General features: G+C 48.4%; 1 pseudogene. It reads right to left on the bottom strand.

The window, feature by feature from the left end:
• Positions 1-75 precede the first annotated feature (75 nt).
• Positions 76-576: pseudogene (locus tag B5F53_RS21030) on the bottom strand (IS30 family transposase); the annotation flags it as partial.
• Between the last annotated feature and the right edge of the window lie 66 nt (positions 577-642).

The raw sequence follows: 642 nt of genomic DNA, 5'->3' as shown, positions 1-642 counted from the left end.
TGAGAGACTAATTTTCCCCCGGTAAATGCTGGGGGATTTTCATATTTTGTCAAGGCACGGATGATTACCTACTTACGATCGGTTGGTAAAGACTGCCCTGTTCGTGATCTGTGTTTTATGGCACTTTCTTGGTTTGAAATGGATCTTCCGCTTCAGATCTATGTTCCTTGCCGTAAAGAGTCCCTGGTCAAGATACGAATACAGGGTACGGACAGACATGTCCAGCTCCGGGTGGTTTGTCAGGATATGATAGGGGGACTGTCCCTGTTCGATCAGCGGGGAAACGATCTGATCCTTTTTGCGAAGCTCCTGTTTTGTCATGTTGCTCCCGACTCTGGAACCTCGAAGCTTTTCGTGATATTTTCTGTCGGCAGATCGGGCATTATAGTTATACTTGTGGGCAATCGTGCAGTGATTGATTTTTTTCGTACAGCCGTTGAAGACATAAGGAGCCCGGTCAAGCCTTACGCAGCGCTCTTTTTCAGAGTCTTTGCAGGTTTGGTTGCAGGCAGGACAGGATGCGCATTTGATTCCGCACAGGATAATCTTTCCACAGGCATTCGTCTTCTTTGAATATTCCGTTGGCGGGAACCGCCCAGACCGGCGGTTGGTTCCAACCAGTCCGGTCTGATGTTCCTATGG

This window comes from Blautia sp. An249 (assembly GCF_002159835.1).
Lineage (GTDB): Bacteria > Bacillota > Clostridia > Lachnospirales > Lachnospiraceae > Blautia_A > Blautia_A avistercoris.
The sequence above is the reverse complement of the archived record's forward strand: the minus strand, read 5'-3'. Positions and strand labels throughout refer to the sequence as shown.